Below are 26300 nucleotides of genomic sequence, written 5' to 3'. Positions count from 1 at the left end.
TTTAAAATGCTAATTAATAATTTTACTAATACAAGTTCATTTTTTAATGTTCAACGAATAAATCATAAATTTTAACTCTAGCAAAGGCCTCTGGATCTGTTGTTTGCAAATAATTTCCAGCCTTAAAATAGTTTTCAAAAATCCCCCATCTCTTTATACTTGAGCTATCATAAACAAAAAATTCATTCTTATTTAATGACACCACCATTTTACCATTTGTAACCTTTATCTCAATCGTAAATTTTCTAAAGCCTACTTCTTGTTCAAAGTTTTTTCCTTTATCATCTGTCCACGCTTCTTTATGTAGAATTCCTATTTGATCAACACCTGCATATTTTAAAACCTTGGTTTTTACTCGAATTTTTCCATTTTGCCAATAAATCTTTAAAATGGGTGGCGCATTATTATCTTTTTGCCCTATCAATTCACGTTGTTCATTTGTTAATCTACCATGAATTTGAGCAATAATTACCTTATGATATTTTCCATCATCAGCCCTTGAAACTTCACCCATTGCCATCTTTGCTTTCAAAATACCACCTTGTGCAAATGTCCAATTAATCTTATCATTTCCAGGTTCCATCTGTTCCCTTAGTTCTGATCTAGAATACTTGGTATTCGCTGTGGTTGCATCTGTTGGATAAGCATGAAAAACCAATGCTCCAGAAACTGAATCATTATACATAAAGGGTTTTAATACTTCATTACTTCCATAATCCAGAATTTTTGGAGTTGAGACACTTATAGCGCCTCCTTTTCCCTTACCTTCAGGAATTGTGACCTTCCAATGATTTAGATCAATCTTTGGTAGTTTTAGTTTTCGTTTGACCTTTCGCTTCTTTTTACCGACTTTGATATTTGTAGCTAGAGTATTACTCGTCTTTTCCTGAGACTTCACGCCTATAACTAGAAATGACATTAAAAAAATTGCTATGTTTTTTTTAGAGAAAACGTTCACTTAACAAAGAATGAATTTTACAACTATCTTTTTTGACCTAGGTTCAATTAACCACCCAAATTTTACATTTAGGTGGTTTTTAGCTTAAACAATATTACCTTCAGAATTACTGAGTGATTGTTATGTTATCAAAAAAGGCTTCAGCTGTATTATCTATTACCTCTATATTTCTGACATAAATAACTATTTGATTTGTTGATGCAGTAAATTGGAAAGTGTTCGTTGCATATGCATCTCCACTCGTGTCGAAAATATTTGGTATTGCAAAGTACGCATCAACATCAGGGTCTGCGCCAAGATTAGCATTAATTCCAGTCTCGTCTTGAATCTCTGTATTCAAAATGAATACTTCAGAAGTTATTCCTGCAGCGGTAGTTCTTGCATCAATAGAGAACGTATAAGTCTCTCCTTGTTGAACCGTTACTACTTGGTATAAGCGACGACCTGTCTCATCTAATTTCGCTCCTCTTGTGTCATTGTTTCCATCACTGGTAGAACCAGCTTGTTCACTATTATCACCATATTCGGCCTCAAGCCAACTATCTAATGCAGCGTTATCCCAAAGATCGGCATAAGGGCTAGGGATATTATTACCGTCACAATCTTTAATTGTTGAGTTGGTTGTCATATCCCAAGGGTCAGCATTGTCTCCAGTACTTTCTCCATCACATCCAGCTGTTGTGCCATAAAGATCGAAGTTTCCGTTAAGCACTTGTACCACAAATCCTTGAGATACTACAAGTTCTTCGGTTGCCACTGCAAAATTACCCGTAATACTTGTCGCAGTTAAGGTAACCGTGTAAATACCATCTGCATCGTAAGTGTGAGTAGGATTCATACCGGTAAACTGGAATCCATCTCCAAATTCCCATAAAAGCGTTTCTGCTCCTACTGAAGCATCAGTAAAGGAGAATGTTCTGTAATCGTTTGAATCAACCTGTGAACTAAATTCTGCTGTAACTGGAGCTAGAATATTAATTGTTTGAGCTAAAGAATTCGATAAGTTCGAATCATTGGTAGCAACAAGTGTAACTGTATATTCGGCAGCGTTTGCGTAAACGTGGGTTGGAGATTCTTCAGTAGAAATATTTCCATCTCCAAAATCCCATTCGAAAGTATCAGCCCCTGTCGATGAATTATCAAACGAATATTCTAAAAAGTCAGTTTCACTCTGAACAGCGGTAAAGCCAACTGAAGGTGGTACAGCACCAGCAATACCTATATCAATTGTAAAGTCATCTAATCGAGCTTCAACATTGCCGTTTGTAAAAAATATTGCAACCATAGTATTATCTCCAGAATTGAAAGCTAAACGCTGCTGCACATAAACATCAGGTTCTGAATCATCTGTTACTGTAACCGAAGCAATTGTATGGTCAGCTACATCTTCTAAAGTCGAAAAAGTACCTCCGTTTTCTGTAACTCCTAATACAGACACAACTAATCTAGCGTCAGAAGAACCACTCAACATCGTATACCAAAAGCTTAGATCATAATTCTGATCAGCTTCTACAACAATTTCCTGATATCCTATACGGTCACCAGCTGGAGTAGGTAATTTAGCACCTTGTTCTCCAAATGTCACTGGACTACCTGTGATTTGTATTACTCCTCCTAAATCATTATTTCTCCAGGAGTCACGACCATCTCCCGTTCCACCATCTAACATGAAATCCTCAAAGCCTGGTTCGATAATAATTGGTTGAAATGGCCCTTGCACAACAATTACGTCTAGGGTGGTTGTACCAGATTGACCATTTGCATCACTTGCTGTTAAAGTAACAGGATAAGTACCTTCATCTGCAAAAGTAAATGCGGGTTCTTTTTCAGAGGATGTACCACCTGAACCAAAATCCCATGCGTACTCTGTTGCACTTGCAGAAAGGTTAGAAAACTGTATCGTTTTCCAAGCGTCATCATCACCTGACGTTGAGGCATAAGAAAAATTGGCCGTTGGTGCAGTTAAATCAGCAATTGAGTTGGCTTCAGGTAATTCAAATTCATAATCACATGAACCAAATACTATAATAAACGTCATCAATAAGACTCTGCTTACATATTGTGTTTTTGTAAAGAATACTATTTTCATAATTCAATTATTTTTATTTTAATATCCAGGGTTTTGACTCATTAAGCCTTGACTCAAATTAATTTCACGCTGGGGTATTGGTAATAACAAATCTGTACCACTAAATGTATTTGCAGTGGCGGTAGCATGAGCAGACAATACCTCTTGAGCCACTCCGAATCTAACTAAATCAAAGAAACGTTGATTTTCAAATGCCAGTTCGGCGCGTCTTTCGTTTAATAAATCTTGCTTAGAAATGGAACTCACTGCAGTGGTTAACCCAGCACGATTTCTAACTTCTTGAAACGAATTTAGAGCAGCTAAATCACTTGTTGTTTCACCACCCGCCAAAATTGCTTCTACATGCATTAATAACACATCTGCATATCTTAATACTATCCAATCATTTCCAGAAAGGGTAGCATCTGAAGCAAAAGTTTTTCCATCAGCTCCTCCATCTTCTCCATTAGGTAAGTATTTCACAACTTGCCTTTGTGTTGGCTGAAAAGGGTCAATACGATAAGAACCTAAGGTTCTGTTTCCTCCATTCGCATCTAGAAAGGTGGCTGCATCCAAAGTAACATAATTCACTCCAACAGTTCGTCCTACACCGTTCATGAATTCTGCTGAAAAATCTTGACTGTCTGATTCTAATCCTGCATTAAAACCAATCGCAAAAATAATTTCTCCATTACCTTCATTATAAAACACGTCATTAAAATTTGTTTCTAAAGCGTATTGGCCAAGTAGGTCTTCACAGAGTCCTTGAGCAGCAGTGTAGTTGCCTAATGTTAAATAAACTTTAGCCAATAAGGCTTGAGCAGCTCCTTTTGAAGCTTTAGTATAATCTGCCGAACCAAGATTAGCAATTGCCGTTTGCAAATCACTTACTATCAACTCATAAATCGTCTCAGATGCAACCCGAACAAAAGATGTTTCCTTTTCTAAAGGGCCAATTACCCTATCAACTAAAGGCACATCGCCGAATAAACGAACCAGGTTAAAGTAACTGTACGCTCTAGCAAATTTTGCCTCTCCTTCGAATATGGCACTTGCACCATCTGAAGCATTAGCTAAATTATCTAAAACTAGATTTGCTCTAAATATTGTATTGTACGTACTTGAATAGTAGTTCGATACAATACCGTTGTTTGGAGTTATAGTAAAGCTTTCAAATTGAGCAGCTTCACCTTCCTGATTTTTAGTCCTGGTATTATCGCTTCGCATTTCAGTCACGTAAAATTCTTGCTGAATACCGCGATTATCATTTGGACTAGTTGAATTTATACCCTGCATAGCGTCATAAATACCTAATACCGCAGTTTCTATCTGCTCATCATCTGCAAAATAAGAATCAATACTTATAGCAGTTTGGGGAGCTGGCTCCAAAAATTCCTTATCGCATGATTGGAATAAACCAAGCGCGATAATTGCAAAACTTATATATCTAAATTGTTTCATTTTTTGTTTTTTAAAATTATTCATTAGAAATCCTAAAACTCGATATTAAGACCAAAAGAAACTGTACTAAAAATCGGAGAGCCAGCTCTTTGGTAGCCGTATGTAGTCGCGCTGGTATTATTTATTGACTCTGGATTAAAACCAGTGTAGCCATCAGCGGTAAGGTATAATAAGTTTTGTCCTGTTCCATAGATTCTGGCAGATGACAAGCCTATTTTGTCTAATACTTTACTAGAAAAATTATAACCTATCGTTACATTACGAAGGGCTACATAACTTGCGTCTTGTATGATATCATTGGTGAAGATTTTTTGCTTGATAAAGCCCTGATTAGGCGTAGTTGCTGGATCGAAATCTTGACCACTATTAAATTGATTAAATAAATACTGATCTCCCATATTTCGAATCTCTGCACCATGGCTTCCTTGGAACAAGAAGCTTAAATCGAGATTGTTGTATTTAAAATCATTACCAAAACTCCAAATTAAGTCTGGATAAGGATTACCAATTATGGCCTTATCATCATCGTCTATTAAACCATCTCCATTTAAATCCTTAACGTATACATCTTGAGCTTCGCCACCAGCTGGGTGAAAAGGAGCATTAATGAATTCTTGCGGAATATCACTGTCAACAACCCAACCATAATAAGAGGAGATTGGATTACCCACCAAATTGATCCACTCAGCAGCTCTTTTAGAGTCTACATTTTGAATTTGACCATTAGCATCAGCAAAATCAATTAATTCATTGGTATTCATTGAAGCTAAAATCGTGGACTTCCAGCTAAATTTTTCTGTTACAACGTTTTTGGTTCGAAATTCAAACTCCCAACCTGAATTTTTTACCTCGCCAAGATTGACAAGTGCACTTGAAAAACCTGTAGTCGAAGCCACTGGGTTATTCAGTAGTAGTTGATCACTGGTTCTTTCATAATAATCGATTGAACCTGTAATTCTATTGTTGAAAAAACCAAAATCTACACCAGGGTTAAATTCTTCTAGGCGCTCCCATTGTATTGATGGATTTTCAATATTTAAAGCGATAAAAGCGGCCTGACCATTGTATACCTCGGTTCCTAGAAGCCCCAAAGAAGGGTATAAATCGGTTTCTGGAATACCAGTATTAATATCTTTATTACCCGTAAAACCATAACTAGCTCTTAATTTAAAATCACTCAAAAAGCTATTGTCTTTAAGAAAATCTTCTTCAGAAACCCTCCAACCAACAGAAGCTGCGGGGAAGTCCCCAAATTTATTGTCAGTTCCAAAGATAGAGCTACCGTCTCTTCTGTAACTCAAAGAGGCTAGGTACTTATCTTTGAAAGCATAGTTGACACGAGCAAAGTATGACTGAAACCTCTCCTCTAAGTTATATGAGCCAATATTATTTAATACGGTAGCGGCACTCAAAGTACGAATCAAATCAGAGGTATACCCTGAACCTGTTGAACCATCACCCTGAAACTCCCAAGATTCTGCGGATGCTCCAAGTATAACATTAATATCGTTATCACCTATAACCTTGTCATAAGTTAAATAACCCTCAGTAAGAATATGCAATCTATTTTCATTAGAAACAGCATAACTTGCTGCCGATGCTCCATTTCTATTTGACTCCACACCTTGCCATCTATCTCTGAATGTATTTTGATAATCACCAGAAAGACCTAGTCTAAAATTTAAGCCATCTAAAATCTCATATTGAGCATATAAACCACCAGCTAATTTAAATTTATAATCATTTCTATCTCTTTCTAAAACCTTCGCAGCTGGATTCGTATTTGATGTATTACTGATATCTTGTTCTACAGAACCATCACCAAACAAATCATAATTATCGAAATGACGTTGTAGCGCATAATCGCCAATTTGAACATTAGGATAGGTATCGAAATCAACAAAATTTATTGAATTTGCATCATGATATAGCGGTAGCCAAGGAGTTTGTCTTAAGATGTCATGCGTTGAACCATCGAACCTTCTACGTCTTGAGTATGAAGGCGCTAGATTAAGACCAAATTGAAGCTTATTTAATTTAGTGTCCATTTTAAGCCTAGCGTTATATCGCTTATAATCATCAGTAAGTAGTACACCCTCATCATGAACATAGCCCAAAGAAGCACTGAACTTGGTGTTTTCACTTCCTCCTCTTGCGCTAAAGGAGTGATTCTGAATAACTCCCCCATCAAAAATTACGTCTTGCCAATCTCTATCGATGCCAGTGGCTTCAGTAAGGATTTGCTTGTAAGCCGTTCTATTAGAAAGTGCTCCATTAGCCGCCAACTCAGCACTAACTGTTTCAGCAACTGTAAAGTAATAAGCATCACTTTGTCTAGCGTCTTTAAAACCTGTAAAAGTGTTAAAACTAAATTTTGTTTTGCCTTTTTTTCCTTGTTTGGTAGTAATTAAGATTACTCCATTTGCCCCTCGGGAACCATAGATAGCTGCAGAAGCAGCATCTTTGAGAACATCAAAACTCTCTACTTCATTCATATCTAAATTTCCAAGGAAATCACTATCAACTGGTAACCCGTCTAGCACAATTAAAGGTGCTGAATCTCCATTTAAAGAGCCAACCCCTCTAATTCGTATGGTAGGAGCAGAACCGGCTTCACCTTCAGTTGCAGCAATATTCACACCTGCAATTTGCCCAACTAAGGCATCATCTACCCTAGAAACCGCTATCTGATCTAAATCATCATTTACAACGCTGGCTACTGAGCCTGTCATGTGTACCTTTTTTCTAGTACCATAACCGACTACTACGACCTCATCTAATTGACTCGCGTCTTCAGTCATTACTATTGAAAGGTTATTTTGTCCATTTACGGTTACTGTTTGCGTTACGTAGCCGAGATAAGAGAATTGAAGCACATCTCCGTTATCTACTTTAATTTCAAAATTTCCGTCAAAATCTGACGATGTTCCTCTTGTTGTGTTTAAAATAATCACATTTACTCCAGGAATAGGAATATTCGCCTCGTCAGCAGTAGTACCCGACAACATATAGCCATCTTGCGCAAACATTGCCAAACTGACAAAAAATGCAACGATCAGAGTTAGTTTAAGTTTTAAATTCATTTGTAATAAAATTAAGTTAGTAATGCCAATCGGTTATCACCGATGCTTTTTTTACGATTTCATCTATATTGTTCTAAACAACTTAAGACTACCCTATTATTGAGGATAATCAGATTTGAAAAATCCAATAAGTTATGCCTGAACATATCTTGAGGTTTCTTTACAATTTCAGAGAAGCTCAATTCAAGGTGAAGGACCTTTACTCATCTTTTTCGAAGAATAATTTTATAGTTTCATGTAGCTATTTTTTGATTAGGTTAATTTGTATAGTAATAAAGTGAAAAATTGGTTATCCATTTTGGTTTTCCATACTGGTTAACCAATTTGGTTGACCAAATATATGTTATTAGTTTGTTAAATAAAAATTATATTCAAATTTTATGATTTCTGTAATAGGAGATTTAAAATTCTAATTTACAGATGATTATATAGGAAATAGTAAAATTTACTTGTTAAGAAAAAGCAAGTCCCCCGTTGATATCTACATTTGTTCCTGTCATAAATGAAGTTTCGGAGGAAGCCAAACAAGCTACCGTATTGGCGATTTCATCTGCTGAACCTTGTCGGCGTAGTGGTGTCATTCCTTCCACTTTTTTACGAATCTCATCTTTGGTAAAATCGTCGTGAAATTTTGTGGCAATCATACCCGGACAAAGCGAATTTACTCGAATACCCTTGGGACCTACTTCTTTTGCTAATCCTCTAGTAAATGTCATCACTGCTCCCTTTGAGGTCGCATAAGCCAAAGAACCACCACCGCCACCATCTCTACCTGCTTGTGATGCAATATTTACAATAGATCCGCCTGAACTCATATGCGGTAAAGCGGCTTGAGATACTAAAAAGGTAGAGTTGAGATTTAAGAACATGACCTTATTGAAAAAAGTTTCATCCATTTCGGCTATGGTTTTTCTTGCGACCAAACCACCGGCATTATTAACTACAATATCAATAGTGTCTCCGAAAGCTTCGGTTGTTTTGGCAATCATGTTATCAACATCGACTTTCTTAGTCATATCACCTTTGACAATAATTGCTGTTCCGCCATTGGCCTCAATCTCTGTCAGCGTAGCTTTCGCATTATCTTCGTTATTGAAGTAATTGGCGACCACTTTAGCACCTTCTTTGGCCAATCTAATACTAATAGCTCTTCCTATATCTCTTGTTCCACCAGTTACGATGGCAACTTTTCCTTTTAAATCCATTGTAAATTATTTAGCATTAAAATCTTCTGCTTCTACCTTCTATTTATCTCCAAAATAGGATACTTTGCCTCCGCTTAAGAAATCTTCTCGTACAGGGCTAAAGGTGTCAATGAGCATCCCTTCTTCCAAACACACTGCACTATGCAACAAATTAGGCTCTATATAAACGCCATCTCCGGCTTCAACTATTTTTTTTATGCCATCAATTTCAAATTCAAATTTACCCGAAACACAGTAGGTCGCTTGCGTATGAAAATGTTGGTGTGGTGCACCTAAAGCTCCTTTCTCAAATTTTACTTTTACCATCATGATTTGGTTATCATAACCTAAGAATTTTCTTGATACTCCGCCACCAAGTTCTTCCCATTCCATTTCTTTTGTGGTGATATATTTCTCACTAAATCGTTGCATATATTTTTAATTTACTGTTTCGTTATTTTTTTAAATCAGCTGTTGTCTTTTATTTAGGTGGCGTGCCAGGCCCTATCGTTGTTTCCCTAAACCAAACCTCTGTAAAACATCCATTTTTGTATTGCTTCGCAATATCACCTCCGTAAATTTCAGCACCTGCACACCAGACCATATTTGTTTCAGGACTTTTTCCATTGGTTTGATTATAGGCCCCTTGCTTAAAATAATTCAATTCTCCGCTGTAAGCAATGGCACGTTCGGTACCATCTTGTCCAATGGGACCAAACAGCTGTTTCACTTGCTCAGGTAGGTCTGACTTTTTTTGGTATTCTGATGAAATTAGATTTTTAGTAAATGTCTTGGTTTCATGATTATCACTTGTAAAGGTCAAATACATGATACCTTTATATACATTCACCTCATAACTGAATTCTTCTCCTAATGTTATACCATTTGCAGGTTCAGCTGGGTGGTCATCTTTACTTTTGCCGATGACGGACATATCATTCCCCCAAACAGCCGTTGAATAGTCCCATCTACCCGAATTATCATCTCCTGCTGTATTGATTTCATAATTCCAAAAGACAGAACCTTTTTCATGCCCCGGGAATTTCTTATAAAATATCTTCAACGGTTCATTTTCGTGCCCTTCACCGCTATGAATTTGGCCAACTACAGTTGAATAGGAAGCGGCAACTCGAGCATCACCAGAAACGGAGACCTGCATGACCTTACAAGTACCTGTTAGCTTACCACCTTCCTCGGGAGTCCAATCTCTTTTCTCATGTAATTCTGTTCTAGTATTGCTTGAGTTTTTTGAAGTGATTCCTGAATTTGGCGTTTTATAAACCACCCACCGTCTTGTGCCATCAATTACCGTGTAGAAAAAGTCTTTATGTTCAAAATCAATGAGATTATCCACATTAGTTCCATCTCCCATTAACATTTTAAATTTATCCATAACCGGAATCACCTCACTTGGATAAACCGTTTTTGTACTTAAGCCATCATTGGCCTCAAAATAACCTGCATTGGATATGGCATCATCACTAATGGAGATGGCTGCTGATTTAAACCATACTTCTGCATAATTACCATCGGCATATTGTTTTTGTAAATCACCACCATGGGTTTCTGCTCCAGAACACCAGACTTGATTTATCTTAGGGTCTTTACCATTCGTTTGGTTGTAACAACCGAGTTTAAAAAACAGTCCCTCACCTTCAAAAGCATTTTTGCGCTCAACACCATCCTGTCCAATAGGTGCAAATAATTTCTTGACCTGCTCTGGCATGTCTAAACGCCTTGCATATTCAGAAGAAATAAGGTTTTTCGAAAAGATTTTGGTTTCATGCCCCTCACTGGTGAATTTGAGATGCATCATACCTTCTTTAATTTCTACTTCATAACTGAATTCTTCACCTAAGGCAATCCCATCTTCTGGTTCTTTTGGAAACGTATTTTCATCTGTACCAACAACAGAAAAATCATAACCCCAAATAGGATAGGAATAATCCCATCTACCTGAATTATCATCACCTGCGGTATTGATTTCATAGTTCCAAAAGACAGAACCTTTAGTGTGACCCGGAAATTTTTTATAAAATATCTTAAGTGGTTCGTTCTCGTGCCCATCTGCACTATGAATTTGACCAATCACTACGGAATATGTGGAAGCAACGCGAGCATCGCCAGTAGTGGAGACATTCATTACCTTAAGAGTAGCATTCATTGTAGCTGGGGTAATTGGTGACCACTTCTTTAATTGGGCCAATTCGGTTCTCGTATTGTTCGATGTACCATGGGTGTTCCCCGCATTGGGGGATTTAAACACAACCCAATCTCCTTTGTCATCTGAAGACGTGTAGAAGAAATCCTTGTTTTCATAGTCTGTTGCCTGGCCTGCGTTAGTGCCATCCCCTAAGATTAAATTCCAATGTTGGAAAAATGGAATGATATCATTTGCCTTGACACCATTGGCCATCACAGTATTCTTCGTCTCTTTGTCACTTTTGGTTTTATCGGCACAACCATTGGATGCCAAAAGCACACCAAGCAGCATTATCATTTGGGTATAATTTGATTTAAATATTTTAAAGCTCATGAAACGATTTATTTTATAAAATTGGTTAACCAGTTTGGTTTACCAAAAATAGGTATATTTGTAAGACTTACAAATTTTTAACACAAATACTACTAAAGAATCTAAATCAATATCGGATTATGAAAGAAAGTAGCAAAAACATATCAAGAAGAAATTTTACCAAATTATCCGCTGCTGCAATGGGAAGCTTACCTCTTATGGGCTTTAGTAATATACTAGCCAATGCGACAGAAAAACCGAAAGATAACATCCAAGTAAATTTATTCTCTAAACATTTGCAATTTCTTGATTATAACGAAATGGCGGCGGCGGCGGCTGAAATGGGATTCAATGGTCTAGATTTAACCGTCAGACCAAAAGGACATGTATTGCCAGAAAGGATTACCGATGATTTGCCCAAAGCGGTAGCTGCAATGAAAAAATATGGTCTAAATCCGAAGATGATGACCACCAACGTTTGGGATATTACCGACAATAGACAAAAGACGTTTTTAGAAACTGCAAGTAGTTTAGGTTTCTCGCATTACCGTACTGGTTGGCTGAAATACCCTGAAGATAAAACGATAGCAGAAAGTCAAGCACTATTTGGGCAACAGGCCAAAGAACTAGAAATGGTCAATAAAGATTTAGGATTGATTGGTTGCTATCAAAACCACGCAGGTAATCATGTGGGCGCACCAATATGGGATTTACCGGCAATTCTTTCAGCTACAAATAATGAATACATGGGTTGTCAATATGATATCAGACACGCTGTCGTAGAAGGTGGGAGCAGCTGGGAACTAGGCCTACGACAAATTAAGCCTTACATTAAATCTATAGTAATAAAAGATTTTAAATGGGGGCAAAAAGATGGAAAATGGAAACCGATAAACGTCCCGTTGGGAGAAGGCATGGTAGATTTCAAACGCTACTTTTCCTTACTTAAAAAATATAAAATTAACGTTCCAGTATCACTCCACTTAGAATATGATTTAGGCGGAGCCGAACATGGTGATTCTAAAATCACGATTGATAAAAAGGAAGTTTTTGCTCAAATGAAAAAGGACTTGACTTTTCTAAGAAATACTTGGCAACAAACAGAATAACTTTAATCCTTTAGTGCAAGAATATATGACCGAAGCTCCAAAATCAACAATAGAGAAATTAAAAAGAGTAAGTACAGCAACCATTGCTACCTGTCTTTTTAAAAAGGGTTTGAAGAATCAATTTATTCAAAATGTGAAACCCCTAAAATTGGGCAAACCCACAATGGTAGGTAAAGCATATACATTGAGATATATTCCGGCTCGAGAAGATTTGAATCTGATTACCGTTTTTAAAGACCCTAAGCACTTACAAAGAGTAGCGGTTGAAGAATGTCCTGAAGGATCAGTCTTGGTTATTGACAGTAGAAAAGATGCTAGAGCAGCTTCAGCCGGTTCTATTTTAGCAACCAGATTGATGGTACGAGGCGTTGCCGGTTTAGTGACCGATGGTGGTTTTCGTGATTCGGCAGAAATAGCTGATTTGGATTTTCCATCTTATCACAATAGACCATCTGCGCCCACCAATTTGACTTTGCATCAGGCAATTGCAATAAACGACCCTATTGGATGTGGGGATGTTGCCGTTTTCCCGGGAGATATTGTTGTTGGCGATGATGATGGGGTTATGGTTATTCCTTCTAAAATAGCTGATGAAGTTGCTGAGGAATGTATACAAATGACTCTATATGAAGAGTTCGTCATGGAAAAGGTTGAAGGTGGCAAATCTGTTATCGGACTTTATCCCTTGGTTGACGAAAAGTTAAAAGTACAATTCCAAGAGTGGAAGAAAAACAAGAATTAACCTCTCAAAAAAACCATTTCGAAATAGGTATGTGTGATTACACTAGGGTTACCTAACGGTTTTCCTAGACGAATCAATAATGCAAATAAGAAACCACCGGCTGTCGCCCTAGTCCTGTATTTTATTCCAAGATTTCGAACGAGTTCGATCTTTCCGTAAAATACAGAACCACGCCAAAATAGGCGTGGTTTCTTGAGTGAAGTGATGGCACTAGGATTCGAACCTAGGACCGCCTGCTTAGAAGGCAGGTGCTCTATCCAGCTGAGCTATGCCACCATTTTTTCAAATGTGGGTGCAAACTTAATAAAAAATATAGTTTCTGTTACCCTAAAAACTATCAAAAATTAATCTTATTGAAGTGTTTACTCTTTTGTAAAAACCAAATCAAAGTTTACAGTTACTTCATCTCCCACGATAATCTGTCCGAACATAGCTGTTGGAGGTTCAATTCCGAAATCTTGAAGAATTATTTTTTTCTCTCCTATTATTTTTATGCTGTCTTCATTGAAATTACAGGTCGTACTAATTTCTATATTTTTCTTAGTTCCGGCTATAGTTAAATGTCCAACCAAAACAGAATCATTTTCAACTTGTTCTAGCACAAAAACAACTTTTGGATGCGTCTCTTTTTTCAGGGCAGCATGCATTTTATTGTCCATTGTTGGACCACGCTCACTCATGATATCTGAAACCGCAACTTCAAAATTAATAACATTGAGAACCTCATCTTTCACTGTAAGATCTCCCATCAAAGTATTTGCAGTAACTGTCCAACTGTGAACAGTCGAAGTTCCGTCAATTGTTAATTTACTATCAGCGGATAATGTATAAGAACTTTGTGCATTTGAAACAATTAAAATCCCAAGAAAAAAAAGCAACAATATATTTTTCATATTCCTCTAAATTATTCATCTAAAACGATTTGCCAGAACTTTTTTTGCTCCTCTGGAGCTGGCTGTATCTTAGGACTTACCAATCGAAATCCGACAAAATTTGAATCTGTAAACCACCAAAAACTTTTTGGTATTTGCGGATCTCTTTTTTGTAATTTCTTGCTCGAAATTCCCCTTGCCGCCGAACGAAGTGCTTTAGCATCATCATCCCAAGAACCTCCTCTATATACTCTTGGATGAATAACTGTAGGTGTCACCCAAGGGTTTGCAGAACCTGAAGTTTGATAGGCGTCAGACTTGTACTCATCTAGTGTCCATTCAGCAACATTGCCATGCATGTCATATAAGCCCCAAGCATTTGGTTTTTTGGTGCCAACTTTGGCATAAACACCCTCCGCATTTTTGTAATATACAGCATAGTCATCAATATCATTAATTGAATCTCCAAAACTATAGGCAGAGGAACTTCCCCCTCTTGCTGCATATTCCCATTCCGCTTCAGTCGGTAAACGATAAAACTTTCCAGTAACTGTACTTAACCATTTACAAAATACTAATGCTGAATATGCAGACATACTAACCGCTGGAAATCCCTCTTTTCCCATTCCATAAGAAGGGTCTTCATAGGGTGGACTAGGTCTTGTTATTGCACCAATCTTCATTACTCTGTCATCATCTAGCTTCATGAAAATTTGCTGATTCTGTTTGAAGAAGAGTTCGAACATATCCCAGGTAACTTCATATTTTCCCATATAAAAAGCATCAATAGCCACTGCTCTTTGAGGTCCTTCATCAGCTTTTCTATCCGCTTCTTCTTTAGGGCTACCCATTAAAAATGTTCCTTCAGGAATTGTAAGCATCTCAAAAGTAACCTCAGCTTCTGGAATAGTTTCCGTATAACTATTTATCTCTTGTTCTCTTGCCCCAACTTTTGACTTCGTAGCTTCGGCCAAATCTGAGTTCTCAACAACGCTTTGTTTGGATTTGCATGATGTTACTAAAAGTAGTAAGCCAACAAAAACAATTTTACAAATAATACCTTGATTAAATTTCATTTGAATATTTCAGTTCGTCTAAAAATATTAAAAAATATTTGGAGCTGAGGCTATTAATTAACTATTACCATATTTAGATTTATCTTAAATTTGGTATGCTTCGTGATATACTCAATGAAGTAAAATCGAAACAAAAATGAAAATGATGAAAAATACAATAACTACTCTGGTCCTTTTGCTTTTTACCATTAGTGCTTTCGGTCAGAAAGAAAACGTAAAACAATTAGAAAAATTTACTCAGGTTAAAGCCTATGATCGCATTGTAGTGAAACTTATTAAGAGTGATGAAAATAAGATTGTGATTACAGGTGATGATCAAGATGAAGTTAGTATTTCGAACAAAAATGGACTCTTAAAAATTCGGATGGAGTTCGATAATTTTATGGATGGAGATGAAGCACAGGCTACTCTTTACTATACAGAGACACTTGCTTTGATTGATGCTAACGAAAATGCTAGAATCAAATCTGATGAAACCGTGAAAGGAGAACGTGTTGAGATAAAAGCGCAAGAAGGAGGTCATATTGACCTTAAAATCGATATTGCTGATTTATATACAAAATCAATTTCGGGAGCTGAAGTCACCTTAACAGGAGAAGCCAAAGTTCAAGAGGTGATGGTGAACACTGGAGGGAAAATCTACAATAAAAAATTGAATACTTCTGAAACAACAGTAGTTGTTAATGCCGGCGGTCGTGCCGATGTTAAAGCCTCAGAAAAAGTAAAAGCAAAAGTGCGAGCTGGGGGTTCAATTTATATTTACGGAAACCCTAAGGATGTTAATCGAGATAAAGTTTTTGGTGGGAAGATTAAGATTATGGACTAATTCTTTTTCAGATATAGAAATTCATAGTTTAGACGAAATTTTATATGTTTTACTGCTCAATGTCAATAGCATCAAAAGCTACGAGGTCACTAGCCTCAAATTTCGAGCTTATCTGTATTGGGTTACAACACACCTCACAATCTTCAACATAGGTTTGTTGATTTATGGATGGATCTAAAAGCATCGAAATATCTTCCCAGCAATAAGGGCATTGAAAAAAATGTTCGAACATTGTTTTAGTTTTCAGACTTTATTCGAAGCTAAACTAACAACAAATTAGATTTTAATAAAATAAAAAAGGAAGCTATATAATGCTTCCTTTTTTATTTTATGTGGTAAACCAATGCTTAATTCTCTTTTTCAAATTTCGTGTCAGCCATTCTAGTTTCTTTAGCATCACGAGGTTTATCCCCTTTGGAGTTCAAACGTGCTGGATTGTATTTTGAATTTAGATTTATGTCATCACTATCGAAAGTTGCCAGGCCTTCCATATCTAATTCCTCCAAACTTTGATAAGAATTAAATTTATTTCCTTGCAGTTGAACAAATTCCAAGCCCATAAGGTTTTCTAAGCCCGTGGGTGTTCCGCCTTCAAAGTTGTTATATGCTAATACTAGGTGCGTGAGATTCTTCAGTTTACCCAAGTCAACCTCTATTGTTCCACTTAGCTTATTACCAAATAGCTCAAGGCTTTTTAGCTCAGTTAAATTTTCTAAAGTCGAAGGCAAAATACCTTTTAAGAAATTACTCGACAGATTCAGAACTTTCAATTTTTTGGCATCACCAATACTTTGTGGCACCGGTCCTTCAAGCATATTATTAAACAAAATCAATTCTTCTAGATTAGCTAGTTGACCTATCCCTTTAGGTATTGAACCTTTTAGTCTGTTCATCTCAAGCTTCAAGACTCTCAACTCTTCAAGCTTAACTACTTCTAGAGGTACTTCGCCTGTTATCTTATTAAAGGCTAGGTTAAGTACTTCAATATGCTTTAAATCGTCAATGCTTTGGGGGATTATACCTTGAAGGTTGTTTTTATGTAAATTGAGTTCAATCACACGATTATCCTCAATGGTTACGCCATGCCAGTTTTTAGGTGATATGTTTAAATCCCATGAATTCGTCCACTCATCTCCAGAAGTTGAATTGTAGATATCGATCAATGCCTGATGCTCACTATTAGAAATTTGTGCGCTTAGCGAATTAAAGAGAGCTACAAAAAAAAGGAGGTTAATGTAAAATAGGATTCGTTTCATACAGCTACCAATTATCAATGACATACAAGTCTCCCATTCAAAAGGTGTGATTTTTTCAAAAATTTCAAGTATACTCAGGGGGACATATCATATACTTAGTATGTACCTAACGTATAATTTCTTGTTTTCTGATAATTTTATGTAATATTTTATAAAAAAGGTCTAAAACCAATTAGGGGGCGCTCTCGCACCCCCTAAAACCAAACTACTAACTAGAAAAAAGAACTACTAATCCTCCTTACTTATTGTCAATGTCATCATCCTCGAATTTTGTGTCTACCATTCGAGTTTTATCTTTATTCGGATTGTCAAAATCAAAGTTAAAATCTGCTCCAGCATCATGATCAAATGCTAATAATTCTTTTGTATTCATTAACCTAAGACTATTGAAAGATTCAAATCTATTATTCTGAATCTGCAAGATTTTAAGACTGGCTAATTGGCCAAATTCAATGGGAATTGCCCCGCCCAATCGATTATTGGCCAACACCAGTTCTTTAAGGTTTGAAAGTTTACCCATCTCTGAAGGAATATTACCTTCTAGTGCGTTTTCGAAAAGTCCGAGACTTTCTAATTTACTAAGGCTCCCTAAAGAATTCGGTATCTGCCCTTTCAAATTGTTGCTGGATAAATTCAAGACTTTTAAGTTTTTTAAACTTCCTAGACTCTCAGGGATATTACCAGTCAAGAAGTTGTTAAATGCAGTAAGCTCCTCTAAATTCTCTAACTGTCCTATTGATTCTGATAATTCGCCCTTTATTCTATTCATTTCTAACTTCAACACTTTCAAAGAAGACAACTGTATCAATTGCTTTGGTAGTTCACCTGTAATGCTATTAAAAGCAAGGTTCAAGTGCGTGAGGTTTTTTAATTGACCAATGCTTTCTGGTAAAACTCCAACAAGGCCATTATTAAACAAGTTGATTTCAACGACTTTACCATCTTTAACCTTCACACCTTCCCAACTCAATACATCTTCTTCAAGATTCCATGCATTCTTCCAATTCTCTCCCGCCATACGCTGATGAAAATCAAGTAAAGCTGCTTTTTCTTGCTGCGATATTTGGGCGTTTACAAAACCGTTTAAGCCGACCGAAATAATCAGTATGAACCAAAATTGTCTAATATGTGAACTCTTAAAGTGCATCGCTCTTAATTATTGTCTTTATCTTCTTCAAATTTGGTGTCAACCGTTCTAATGTCTTTTCTAGTATAGATATCTCGGTAATCCTTTTTTTCAAATTTATCTGTGCCATTGTCAAAATCGAACAAAGCAAGGTCTGTATTTACTGGGATGCTATTTTTTAAATGTGCCTGATCGAAACTATTTCGCTGTAATTGCAATACTTTAAGATTAGGCAATGAAAATACGAGTGAAGGAAATTCTCCGGAAAGTCTATTTTCAGACAAAACCAGCATTTTCAAATTTGAGAGTGCACCCATTTGTTCAGGAACATCTCCGTAGATATTGTTATCTGCAATTTCAAAGCGTTCCAATTCTTTTAGATTTCCTATTTCTTCTGGAATTCGACCAGTTATGTTGTTGTCCGAAATTGAAATGACTTTTAACATCTTGAGGTTACCAAGGCTCTTAGGTAAAACTCCAGAGACTTTATTTGAAAAAAGGTCTAAAACAACAAGTTTCTTTAGGTTTCCGATTTTCTCCGGAATTTTTCCGGACACTTTGTTTTTCCCAAGTCGTAAAACCACTAAATCCTTTAATTGAACCATACTATCTGGAATTTTTCCATGAATAGTATTAAAAGCTAGGTTTAAAACTTTGAGGTTTTTCAACTCTCCTATTGATTCGGGCAAAATCCCTATCAAATTATTATTCATTAAATTCAATGAAACCACGGTATTACCTTTAACTTCGACACCTTTCCAAGTGGAAACATCTTTTGATAAATCCCAAGAATTTGTCCAGCTTTTTCCCCTCGTACTAGTATATAGATCTAAAAGCGCCATTTTTTCCGTTTTCGGAATTTTCGCAAAAACAAGGCTACAGGAGATTAAAAACAATATGTAAATGATTTTCTTCATTCTAATAGGATTGTAATTATATTTATAAGAATTACCCTACAAATAAACGTGAATTATAAGTTATAGTACAAAAGATATCGACCAATTACATGTCAAAATATGCTTTTTGTTGTGAAACGCTCAAAAAGTGTTGTAAGAATAAGACTACTTTATATTTTGTGCTTTAGGAAGCATTTTCAAGATCATTGGTTAGTTGTTCCCAGCGTATCATGAGTTTGTCCAGATCAGTTTTCTTTTTTTGATACTCTTCAAAAAAGTTAGGTTTGGTAATGGTAGAATCATAGTCCATCAATAAATCATGATCTATTGCAGCTATTTCCTTTTCGAGTACAGCAATATTACCTTCGACAGTACTCAACTTATTTTTAAGTGATTTAACTTTTTTCTGATCTTGAAAGCTCTGTTGTCCTTGTTTGGGCTTTTCTTTCTTTTTGGCAGTTTCTTGTTTTTTCTCAATAGCCCTAAAATCAGCTGCTTTTCGCTGTTCTAGATAATAGTCTATATCACCCAAGTACTCCTTTATCTTGCGGTCTTTGAATTCATATACCTTATTGGTGAGTCCTTGAAGAAAATCTCGATCATGAGATACTAATATTAGTGTACCTTCAAAATTCTGTAATGATTGTTTTAAAACGTTCTTTGATTTTATGTCTAGGTGATTGGTAGGTTCATCCATTACCAACACATTAAAAGGCTGCAGTAACATTTTCGCTAAGGCTAAACGGTTACGTTCACCACCCGAAAGAACCTTTACATATTTATCTACCTCATCTCCTCGAAACAAAAACGAACCTAAAATGTCTCTTACCTTACTTCTATTTTTTTCATTTGCTGCGTCGAGCATTGTATCATGTACTGTTTTGCTTCCATCTAAGTATTCCGCTTGATTTTGGGCAAAATATCCTATTTGCACATTGTGACCTAGCTTGAGTTTCCCATCATGCTCAAGCTCTCCGACCATAATCTTTGCCAAAGTTGATTTCCCTTGTCCGTTCTGGCCTACAAAAGCAGTTTTGCTGTCACGTTCAATTAAAAGATCAATATCTTGAAGCACGTGATTGTCACCATAACTTTTAGAAAGATTTTCAATTTCTGTAACAACCTTACCTGGAGTTATTGAAATAGGAAATCTTACATTCATCACACTATTATCATCTTCATCAACCTCAATACGTTCAATCTTATCTAACTTCTTAATCAACGACTGCGCCATCGAAGCCTTTGTCGACTTAGCGCGAAACTTTTCAATCAAACGTTCTGCTTGTTGAATCTCTTTTTCTTGATTCTTCTGAGCATTTAACTGCTGTTGTTTCATTTCGGATCTTAGAACCAAATATTTTGAATAGGGCTTATTGTAATCGTAAATACGTCCTAATGAAATCTCAATTGTACGATTCGTTACATTGTCTAAGAACATCTTATCATGCGATACAATCACCACTGCTCCTGAATAGTTTTTTAGAAAATTCTCTAGCCAAATTATAGATTCGATATCTAAGTGGTTTGTAGGCTCATCTAATAGCAACACATCGTTACTCTGCAATAGGAGTTTTGCTAATTCAATACGCATTCGCCAACCTCCTGAAAAAGTATCCGTTTTCTTATCGAAGTCTTCCCTTTTAAACCCAAGACCCTGAAGAATTTTTTCTGTTTCCCCTTGATAATTATATCCTCCTAAAACCTCATAATGCTCTGTAACTTCATTTAGATCGATTATTAGCTGGTTATAACCCTCACTCTCATAATCAGTTCGCTCCACGAGTTGCTGATTAATATCTTCTAACTGCAGCTCTAATGCCTTGATTTCTACAAAAGCTTGATAAGATTCCTCTAAAACCGTTCGCCCCTGTTCGAAATCAATATCTTGTCTTAAGAAACCTATTTTAACATCTTTTTCTTTTGCAATTGTGCCAGTATCGTAAGGCATGTCACCAACAAGCAACTTTAGCAAAGTTGATTTTCCAGCTCCGTTTTTACCTATAAGCCCTGCGCGATCTCCACCATTCAGACGAAAAGATATTTCTTCAAATAAATATTCGCCTCCAAAAGAAACTGAAAGGTTATGTATGTTGAGCATATGATGTAGCTATTGAGCCTGTTAAATGATAGTTATAGTTTGGGCTTACTATTATAAGCAAACCTTTTGCCTTTTATCTTGCGTATTCTTCCAATCAGTTTTAACAATTAAAACATCGAATTTTGTAATGCTTGTTACATTTCCAAGAAAGGCAATTCTGTACCTTTACACAAAGATTCTGCAAATGTTAAAAAAAGGAAACAAACTATACAGCATTTTAACAGGAAGTTGCCCGAAATGTCATCAAGAAAGTATGTATGTGGATAAAAACCCGTATCGCCCAGGGCATCTTTTTAAGATGCATGAGCGTTGCGCCAATTGTAGCACCAAGTATAAGATTGAACCCTCTTTTTTCTATGGAGCAATGTATGTTAGTTATGCGGTAGGAATTGCTTTTGCAGTCGCCGCATTTGTCATTGCAAGACTAGTATTCGGAGCGGATTTAATTACCACCTTTATTGCTATAGTTATTACTATGGTTGGTTTTATGCCAATAATTATTCGTCTCTCTCGAAATATTTGGATTAACTTATTTTTTAAATTTGACCCAAACGCTATTAAGCCAAGCTCTTAAAATGTTTTTCCACAAAGCGGGATATATTCATTTCATGATGAATATTTTCTCTTTTTTCAATCGAATTAAATAGCTGTTCGGAAGCATATGGAGCAATCATAACTCCTCGAGAACCAAATCCATTTAAGACATACAAATTATCATATTCAGGATGCCTTCCAACTAAAGGTCTTCTATCAGTTACGGTCGGGCGAATACCTGCCAGCTGACCTACCACTTCATAATCACACTTCAAAAATTTATCCAACTTTTGAAGTAATTCAGTTCTTGACGTTTCCGTTGGCAGGTTGGTGGTATCTTTCCATTTATAAGTTGCTCCTACTCGGTATAAATCTTTTCCCCAAGGAATTAAAAAGATGGATGATTTAATAGCATTCGACTCATTTAAATCTGGAGCTTTAATTGTAAGGTATTCTCCTTTTGTACTTGTCATAGGCAGGTAATTGAAGAATGCATTTTTCTTCATTCCAAATCCTTCCGAAAAAACAATTCGTTTCGCGTTTATTGATTTATATACAATAGAATCTGAATTAATTTTTAAAGCACCATGATCAAAAGTTTCTGGCAGGAACGAATCTTTAGAAAGTAAATACTTCTCATACGAGGAAAGTAATTGAGCTGTATCTATTCTACCCGTATTCAATACTTCGCCAAACCCCAGTGGAGCATCAAGATTTGGATTTTTGTTTTCTTGGATTACGGGGGATAAAAAATCTTGCAATCCTATTTTATCAGATGCCTCAAACCACATATTCTGCTCCTCGATGGAGGCGAATATTCTTAACACTGGCAGCTTATAATCCAGCTTCACTTTAAGTTTTTTCTCTAAAGATTTATAAAAGGGGCTAGCTATTTCTAATTGCTCTTTCGCATTCCAAGCCATAGTAAAACGCTTCAGAATTACAGGATTGTATAAACCGCCAGCAACAAGGGAAGAAATCTGAGAGGTATCGCTAATTACTTTATAGGTCTTACCACTTTTTTCAAGCTGCTCACAGAATGACACCCCAGCTAATCCAAGTCCAACAACTAGATAGTCTAACATGAGGTAAAGTTACGAAGGGGATGGGAATAAAATCGAACAAAAAAATCCCCAACGTTACCGTTGGGGATTTTATATACTATTGAATTGGAATTCAAAAATTGTTTCTACTAAAGTTTAGTAGCTCCACATATCTTGTTCCCTATCTCTAATGACCTCTTTAATTCTTTTAGCCTCTAGTAATTGGAACAAAGCATTTTCGGAGACGTAATCGTTAACCTTACGGTCACCGTGAACATTGTCTTCTCTATAAATTACACCATTGAACCTTCTTGCGTTCAACAACATATCAAAAGATATGGGTTGCGCAGAATTACGTTGGTTAAAAACCTTGGCATCATGCAATATCTGCCTGGCACCTGGGTACCACACCCAGAAAAGTTCTACCTTGGCATCTTGAAGATCCATAGATTCGTCATCTATAAAGTTAACATCTGGTGCAACAGGAGCGATACCTAATAAACGATACTTCAATTCTCCTTGACGCTTGTCAAAATACCAGATTCCTTTGATACGGTATTCTTCAATATCTGCTGCTGAAAGTTCTCTTTCATTGATATATTCATCTGAAAGTTCTTCACCTGCATTTATTTGCTCGTATCCGTAATCAGTTGTATCCCTTTTCTTTAAGGTAGCTTCTAAATCACTGAAAATTCTTTTTTCAGTAAAATAAGAATCTACATATACTTCCTCTAATTTTCCATTTTTGATATTCTTAAGCAGAACATCATATAAGGATCTTCTATCTGCACCGATATCAACCGTGTCAGTAGGATAGTACATTGGGAAATTTACACGTTCATCTAAATCAATAACCTCCCATACGGTTTTAGACCAGAGAATATCTCTGTCGTCTACATAACCATACTCTAAAGGAGCATCATTGTCTAGTGCTTTTTGAGCTTCAGTCTTCATCCCTATTTCTTGAGGCTTCTTTGCGTTCAAAATGTTCGCTTGAGCCATCATTGAAGCAGGTAGTAAGGTCACAGCTCCGATTAGTAAAACATTCTTCCAATTCATGTTTGAATCAATTTAAAATTACCGAGCAACTTACGCCGCTCGGTTTTCTATTAGTATTAGTTTGTGATCTCCACAACTACCGGAGATACTTTCTTCAATTTGTAACCTTTGTTGTTACTGATGTAAGCATTGATATCAAAGATTTGAACTGCATCACCACGCTTAGCTCTTTTCAAAGCAGACTTGGCTCTTGAATCTAATCTACCACCTTTAACAACTACCGTAGGTTGACCCGGTACTTTGAATTTAAATCCACTAACTTTAAGATTTAAATCAAAATCGAAGTCTTCTAAAACAGCACCAACTGTTGATTTCTCTAAGTTAGCTCTTGGCATTTTAGCGCTACCTGTTTCACCTCTAATTGAACCAGAAGGTCTTGGTATATCTTTAATTCTGAACTCAGATCTAGAAGATACTCTTTGGCCGTCAGGCAAAGTACCAGAAGCAGTAATAGTAACTGTTCTACCTTTACCAGGATTCATAACATACTTGCTACCACTACTCTTTTTAAGACCAGTTGCCGAAGCACTAACCTTATTGTTAGGGATACCAGGAATAGAGATACTCATTGGGTTAGCTACACCACGATAAACTACATTCATCTTGTCAGCAGCTATCAACGCAGCATTTGGTTTTGAAATGGTTGCGAATGAGTTCTTTACAGGAACTTCAATCTCTTCACCATCTTGCTTGAAAAATAATTTTCCAGCTACTTCATGGTCTCCGGCAGCACCAGAACCAATAAGCATTTTAACTCCACCAGCTTCGATCTTATAATCTTTACCTTCAGAAAGTTTTCTTCCATCAAGAGTCAATTCAGCTCTAACAGGTGTTGATGAATTATCAGTTTTGCTAATGATGATTTTACCATCGTATTTTTCACCAGTATAGTAAGCAGACTTACTAGCAAAAAGTGAAGTAGCAAAGTTCTTTAATGAAACTTGCTCTGTCAACTCACCAGCCAACATTGTTTTTAAAGCATCTTCTTCAGTTGCTCTAATATCAGCTTGCATAGCGGTAAGTTTTGTCAATGATGCTACTAAAGGAAACCTTTCGTAGTTATAGTTAAGCCAATCTATTTTTTCACCACTACGGTTTTCTACCTTACCGTTCTCATCTCCAGTTTGGAAACGTGATTTAATATTTGATTGTACTTCCTTGTCTTTTACCAGTTTGATAACTCCATCGCGGTAAGTATTGATTCTATTTAAGAAATCTTCTCCTTCCGGTGTAAGGTTATCACCTTGCCAAAATTTACTGTCAAGAAAATCTGACTTATCCATTACTTGATAGTCTGTAGGGTCTTCAATACCTTCAATCGCTTGGTCTTTTAGACCTTGCAAATAGTCGTAGTATTCTTGTGACATTGATTTGATTTTCTTAGCATTGTCGTAAAGAGGGCCATACTTGGCCGTATCTTCACCTGCTTTTGTTGCCAAACCATCTAAGAAAGCTAGGTTACTTTCTGTGGTTTTTGCATTAGAAGCTTCCATCTTTTCGGTCATAATACCGAATGCAGCTAGAACTTCTTTACTCATATTTAGGGCCAGCATCGCAATGAAGATGAGGTACATTAAGTTTACCATCTTCTGACGTGGTGATTGTTTTCCTCCTGCCATGTTTTCTAATTAGTTTTTAATTATTATTTGATTTGGGGTCGTTATAACTAAAACTTATTAGTTTCTGGTCATTGCGGTTAACATTCCACCGTATACTCCATTCAATGAAGAAAGGTTGGTAGCTAAAGATTCCATTTGCTCCTTCAAAGCAGCGGCATTTTGCAATTGCTCTTCGTTAGCAGTAGCTTGTTTGCTAGCACTTTCTAATTGTACTTTGTAAAGGCTATTTAAAGATTCCATTTGAGCGGCAGCTTGTACCATCTCATCAGAATACTTGCGTGTAGACTCCATTGCATCTACTGTAGGAGCAATACCTTTGGCAGCACCTTCGAAGTTTCTAATACTATCTCCTAAGCTCTCCATAAGCTGCGCATCAACACCAGCTTCTTGTAATAAGTTATCTAACTTTGCAGATAATGAAGCTTCTGTTTCTTTAATTTCAGAAAGCTCATTGTCTCTTCCTGAAGACATACCGCCAGCTAATTCTGGGTATACTAAAGACCAATCGTACTCATCATCTACTGGTTCGAATGCACTAATTGCAAAAATAAGTGCTTCAGTAATAAGACCTATAGCGAGAAGTATTCCACCATTAAGTGGACCGAACTCCCAGTGTAGGATTTTAAATAATGCTCCGATAATTACGATCGATGCTCCAAGGCCATAGGCCATGTTGAAAAGTTTCTTTGTTGATTTTGACTGTGCCATAATTAATAGTTTAATTTAAGATTTAAAAAAAGATTTGGTTAAAGTTTCTTCCGAACTATTCGGAAAT

Annotated in this window: 22 protein-coding genes and 1 tRNA gene; 4 read left to right on the top strand and 19 right to left on the bottom strand. The window is 36.5% G+C overall.

Features of this window, described 5'->3' with window-relative positions; all coding sequences use genetic code 11:
• Positions 1-43: 43 nt before the first annotated feature.
• From ACKWCD_RS16110 to ACKWCD_RS16080, 7 genes are all read right to left on the bottom strand, one after another.
• The gene (locus ACKWCD_RS16110) at positions 44-919 is read right to left on the bottom strand and encodes a polysaccharide lyase family 7 protein (protein WP_413984981.1); all 876 of its coding nucleotides are present in this window, start codon (positions 917-919) and stop codon (positions 44-46) included.
• Positions 920-1064: 145 nt separating this feature from the next.
• Entirely contained in the window at positions 1065-3047 is a 1983-nt protein-coding gene (locus ACKWCD_RS16105) for a PKD domain-containing protein (protein WP_413984980.1), read from the bottom strand.
• An 18-nt stretch (positions 3048-3065) separates the two neighbouring features.
• Positions 3066-4487, bottom strand: a complete 1422-nt coding sequence (locus ACKWCD_RS16100) for a RagB/SusD family nutrient uptake outer membrane protein (protein WP_413984979.1) — start codon at positions 4485-4487, stop codon at positions 3066-3068.
• A gap of 32 nt (positions 4488-4519) precedes the next feature.
• A complete protein-coding gene (locus tag ACKWCD_RS16095; RefSeq protein WP_413984978.1) occupies positions 4520-7570 on the bottom strand; it encodes a SusC/RagA family TonB-linked outer membrane protein in 3051 nt (1016 codons plus the stop codon).
• Positions 7571-8022: 452 nt separating this feature from the next.
• Complete coding sequence (locus ACKWCD_RS16090) at positions 8023-8775, bottom strand: SDR family NAD(P)-dependent oxidoreductase (protein ID WP_413984977.1); 753 nt, start codon at positions 8773-8775, stop codon at positions 8023-8025.
• Positions 8776-8814: 39 nt separating this feature from the next.
• Complete coding sequence (locus ACKWCD_RS16085) at positions 8815-9186, bottom strand: cupin domain-containing protein (RefSeq protein WP_413984976.1); 372 nt, start codon at positions 9184-9186, stop codon at positions 8815-8817.
• 49 nt (positions 9187-9235) lie between these two features.
• Entirely contained in the window at positions 9236-11290 is a 2055-nt protein-coding gene (locus tag ACKWCD_RS16080; RefSeq protein ID WP_413984975.1) for a polysaccharide lyase family 7 protein, read from the bottom strand.
• 119 nt (positions 11291-11409) lie between these two features.
• Between ACKWCD_RS16080 and ACKWCD_RS16075 the strand changes: the two genes are divergently transcribed.
• Positions 11410-12378 (top strand): sugar phosphate isomerase/epimerase family protein, encoded by a 969-nt coding sequence (locus ACKWCD_RS16075; RefSeq protein ID WP_413984974.1) that lies wholly within the window; start codon positions 11410-11412, stop codon positions 12376-12378.
• A 25-nt stretch (positions 12379-12403) separates the two neighbouring features.
• Positions 12404-13120, top strand: a complete 717-nt coding sequence (locus ACKWCD_RS16070) for a ribonuclease activity regulator RraA (protein ID WP_413984973.1) — start codon at positions 12404-12406, stop codon at positions 13118-13120.
• Positions 13121-13322: 202 nt separating this feature from the next.
• Here ACKWCD_RS16070 and ACKWCD_RS16065 read toward each other — a convergent pair.
• The 3 genes from ACKWCD_RS16065 to ACKWCD_RS16055 form a co-directional block, all read right to left on the bottom strand.
• A tRNA-Arg gene (locus tag ACKWCD_RS16065) sits at positions 13323-13396 on the bottom strand.
• 86 nt (positions 13397-13482) lie between these two features.
• On the bottom strand, positions 13483-14013 hold the full coding sequence (locus ACKWCD_RS16060; protein WP_413984972.1) for a YceI family protein: 531 nt from the start codon (positions 14011-14013) through the stop codon (positions 13483-13485).
• Positions 14014-14024: 11 nt separating this feature from the next.
• Complete coding sequence (locus ACKWCD_RS16055; protein WP_413984971.1) at positions 14025-15068, bottom strand: formylglycine-generating enzyme family protein; 1044 nt, start codon at positions 15066-15068, stop codon at positions 14025-14027.
• A gap of 142 nt (positions 15069-15210) precedes the next feature.
• On the opposite strand from ACKWCD_RS16055, the gene ACKWCD_RS16050 reads away from it, so the two are divergent.
• Entirely contained in the window at positions 15211-15894 is a 684-nt protein-coding gene (locus ACKWCD_RS16050; RefSeq protein WP_413984970.1) for a head GIN domain-containing protein, read from the top strand.
• A 49-nt stretch (positions 15895-15943) separates the two neighbouring features.
• Here ACKWCD_RS16050 and ACKWCD_RS16045 read toward each other — a convergent pair whose 3' ends face one another.
• The 5 genes from ACKWCD_RS16045 to ACKWCD_RS16025 all read right to left on the bottom strand — a co-directional run bounded on the left by ACKWCD_RS16045 (position 15944) and on the right by ACKWCD_RS16025 (position 21270).
• Positions 15944-16126: a CPXCG motif-containing cysteine-rich protein gene (locus ACKWCD_RS16045; RefSeq protein ID WP_413984969.1), complete on the bottom strand. Its 183-nt coding sequence runs from the start codon at positions 16124-16126 to the stop codon at positions 15944-15946.
• A gap of 115 nt (positions 16127-16241) precedes the next feature.
• Positions 16242-17150: a leucine-rich repeat domain-containing protein gene (locus ACKWCD_RS16040; RefSeq protein WP_413984968.1), complete on the bottom strand. Its 909-nt coding sequence runs from the start codon at positions 17148-17150 to the stop codon at positions 16242-16244.
• A 238-nt stretch (positions 17151-17388) separates the two neighbouring features.
• Positions 17389-18297, bottom strand: a complete 909-nt coding sequence (locus ACKWCD_RS16035) for a leucine-rich repeat domain-containing protein (RefSeq protein WP_413984967.1) — start codon at positions 18295-18297, stop codon at positions 17389-17391.
• Between the two features lie 5 nt (positions 18298-18302).
• The gene (locus ACKWCD_RS16030) at positions 18303-19193 is read right to left on the bottom strand and encodes a leucine-rich repeat domain-containing protein (protein WP_413984966.1); all 891 of its coding nucleotides are present in this window, start codon (positions 19191-19193) and stop codon (positions 18303-18305) included.
• A 163-nt stretch (positions 19194-19356) separates the two neighbouring features.
• Positions 19357-21270, bottom strand: a complete 1914-nt coding sequence (locus ACKWCD_RS16025; RefSeq protein WP_413984965.1) for an ABC-F family ATP-binding cassette domain-containing protein — start codon at positions 21268-21270, stop codon at positions 19357-19359.
• A 184-nt stretch (positions 21271-21454) separates the two neighbouring features.
• On the opposite strand from ACKWCD_RS16025, the gene ACKWCD_RS16020 reads away from it, so the two are divergent.
• A complete protein-coding gene (locus tag ACKWCD_RS16020; protein ID WP_413984964.1) occupies positions 21455-21844 on the top strand; it encodes a DUF983 domain-containing protein in 390 nt (129 codons plus the stop codon).
• Here the strand turns inward: ACKWCD_RS16020 and ACKWCD_RS16015 are convergent.
• The 4 genes from ACKWCD_RS16015 to porL form a co-directional block, all read right to left on the bottom strand.
• Positions 21828-22889, bottom strand: coding sequence for an NAD(P)/FAD-dependent oxidoreductase (locus tag ACKWCD_RS16015; RefSeq protein WP_413984963.1), 1062 nt, complete (start codon positions 22887-22889; stop codon positions 21828-21830). The two genes, ACKWCD_RS16020 and ACKWCD_RS16015, sit on opposite strands and share 17 nt — an antisense overlap.
• A gap of 114 nt (positions 22890-23003) precedes the next feature.
• Positions 23004-23906 carry a type IX secretion system ring subunit PorN/GldN gene (porN, locus tag ACKWCD_RS16010; RefSeq protein WP_413984962.1) on the bottom strand — a complete coding sequence of 301 codons (903 nt, stop codon included), beginning with the start codon at positions 23904-23906 and terminating at the stop codon, positions 23004-23006.
• Positions 23907-23962: 56 nt separating this feature from the next.
• Positions 23963-25525 (bottom strand): type IX secretion system motor protein PorM/GldM, encoded by a 1563-nt coding sequence (gene porM / locus ACKWCD_RS16005; protein ID WP_413984961.1) that lies wholly within the window; start codon positions 25523-25525, stop codon positions 23963-23965.
• 57 nt (positions 25526-25582) lie between these two features.
• Positions 25583-26233 carry a type IX secretion system motor protein PorL/GldL gene (gene porL, locus ACKWCD_RS16000; RefSeq protein ID WP_413984960.1) on the bottom strand — a complete coding sequence of 217 codons (651 nt, stop codon included), beginning with the start codon at positions 26231-26233 and terminating at the stop codon, positions 25583-25585.
• Between the last annotated feature and the right edge of the window lie 67 nt (positions 26234-26300).

Source organism: Maribacter taeanensis, assembly GCF_047345145.1.
Classification (GTDB): domain Bacteria; phylum Bacteroidota; class Bacteroidia; order Flavobacteriales; family Flavobacteriaceae; genus Maribacter_C.
Note: the sequence above shows the minus strand (reverse complement) of the source record. Positions and strands in the feature narration are given on the sequence as shown.

Excerpts from the sequence above, each read along its gene's own strand:
- ACKWCD_RS16110 (WP_413984981.1), bottom strand. The coding sequence starts at position 919 with ATGTCATTTCTAGTTATAGGCGTGAAGTCTCAGGAAAAGACGAGTAAT.
- ACKWCD_RS16105 (WP_413984980.1), bottom strand. The coding sequence starts at position 3,047 with ATGAAAATAGTATTCTTTACAAAAACACAATATGTAAGCAGAGTCTTA.
- ACKWCD_RS16100 (WP_413984979.1), bottom strand. The coding sequence starts at position 4,487 with ATGAAACAATTTAGATATATAAGTTTTGCAATTATCGCGCTTGGTTTA.
- ACKWCD_RS16095 (WP_413984978.1), bottom strand. The coding sequence starts at position 7,570 with ATGAATTTAAAACTTAAACTAACTCTGATCGTTGCATTTTTTGTCAGT.
- ACKWCD_RS16090 (WP_413984977.1), bottom strand. The coding sequence starts at position 8,775 with ATGGATTTAAAAGGAAAAGTTGCCATCGTAACTGGTGGAACAAGAGAT.
- ACKWCD_RS16085 (WP_413984976.1), bottom strand. The coding sequence starts at position 9,186 with ATGCAACGATTTAGTGAGAAATATATCACCACAAAAGAAATGGAATGG.
- ACKWCD_RS16080 (WP_413984975.1), bottom strand. The coding sequence starts at position 11,290 with ATGAGCTTTAAAATATTTAAATCAAATTATACCCAAATGATAATGCTG.
- ACKWCD_RS16075 (WP_413984974.1), top strand. The coding sequence starts at position 11,410 with ATGAAAGAAAGTAGCAAAAACATATCAAGAAGAAATTTTACCAAATTA.
- ACKWCD_RS16070 (WP_413984973.1), top strand. The coding sequence starts at position 12,404 with ATGACCGAAGCTCCAAAATCAACAATAGAGAAATTAAAAAGAGTAAGT.
- ACKWCD_RS16060 (WP_413984972.1), bottom strand. The coding sequence starts at position 14,013 with ATGAAAAATATATTGTTGCTTTTTTTTCTTGGGATTTTAATTGTTTCA.
- ACKWCD_RS16055 (WP_413984971.1), bottom strand. The coding sequence starts at position 15,068 with ATGAAATTTAATCAAGGTATTATTTGTAAAATTGTTTTTGTTGGCTTA.
- ACKWCD_RS16050 (WP_413984970.1), top strand. The coding sequence starts at position 15,211 with ATGATGAAAAATACAATAACTACTCTGGTCCTTTTGCTTTTTACCATT.
- ACKWCD_RS16045 (WP_413984969.1), bottom strand. The coding sequence starts at position 16,126 with ATGTTCGAACATTTTTTTCAATGCCCTTATTGCTGGGAAGATATTTCG.
- ACKWCD_RS16040 (WP_413984968.1), bottom strand. The coding sequence starts at position 17,150 with ATGAAACGAATCCTATTTTACATTAACCTCCTTTTTTTTGTAGCTCTC.
- ACKWCD_RS16035 (WP_413984967.1), bottom strand. The coding sequence starts at position 18,297 with ATGCACTTTAAGAGTTCACATATTAGACAATTTTGGTTCATACTGATT.
- ACKWCD_RS16030 (WP_413984966.1), bottom strand. The coding sequence starts at position 19,193 with ATGAAGAAAATCATTTACATATTGTTTTTAATCTCCTGTAGCCTTGTT.
- ACKWCD_RS16025 (WP_413984965.1), bottom strand. The coding sequence starts at position 21,270 with ATGCTCAACATACATAACCTTTCAGTTTCTTTTGGAGGCGAATATTTA.
- ACKWCD_RS16020 (WP_413984964.1), top strand. The coding sequence starts at position 21,455 with ATGTTAAAAAAAGGAAACAAACTATACAGCATTTTAACAGGAAGTTGC.
- ACKWCD_RS16015 (WP_413984963.1), bottom strand. The coding sequence starts at position 22,889 with ATGTTAGACTATCTAGTTGTTGGACTTGGATTAGCTGGGGTGTCATTC.
- porN (WP_413984962.1), bottom strand. The coding sequence starts at position 23,906 with ATGAATTGGAAGAATGTTTTACTAATCGGAGCTGTGACCTTACTACCT.
- porM (WP_413984961.1), bottom strand. The coding sequence starts at position 25,525 with ATGGCAGGAGGAAAACAATCACCACGTCAGAAGATGGTAAACTTAATG.
- porL (WP_413984960.1), bottom strand. The coding sequence starts at position 26,233 with ATGGCACAGTCAAAATCAACAAAGAAACTTTTCAACATGGCCTATGGC.